This is a genomic window from Pseudonocardia sp. SID8383, from assembly GCF_009864975.1.
Lineage (GTDB): Bacteria > Actinomycetota > Actinomycetes > Mycobacteriales > Pseudonocardiaceae > Pseudonocardia > Pseudonocardia alni.
In genome coordinates this window covers 1-390 of record NZ_WWFY01000615.1, presented here as the reverse complement: position 1 = coordinate 390, position 390 = coordinate 1, and the positions used below count along the sequence as shown (strand labels likewise).

At 80.5% G+C, this 390-nt stretch carries 1 protein-coding gene; it reads left to right on the top strand.

Going from position 1 to position 390, the window contains the following annotated elements:
* A partial coding sequence (locus GTW08_RS14840) for an FtsX-like permease family protein (protein ID WP_161152085.1) occupies positions 1-390 on the top strand: 390 nt, incomplete at both ends.

Sequence of the window (390 nt, the reverse complement as noted above, 5' to 3'; positions counted from 1 at the left end):
GGGCTCGCGCTGGTCGCCGCGGCGGTGGTCGTGGCCTCCACGTTCCGGATCGTGCTGGCCCGCCGTACCCGGGAGCTGGCGCTGCTGCGGTGCGTCGGGGCGAGCCGCGGGCAGGTGGCGCGCTCGGTGCTGGCCGAGGCGGTGCTGACCGGTGTCGTCGCCGGGGCCGGGGGAGCGGCCCTCGCCGTCGCCGGGGGGTGGGCGGTGTCGGCCGTGGTGGGCGCGACCGGGACGGAGGTCCCGGAGCTCGTGGTGCCGTGGGGACGGCTCGCAGGCTGCGTGCTGCTCGCCGTCGTCGTGACGGTGCTGGCCGCGCTGTCCCCCGCACTGGCCGCCGGGCGGACCCCGCCGGTGGTCGCGCTGGGTGCCGCCGACGCGACCGGCGCCCGC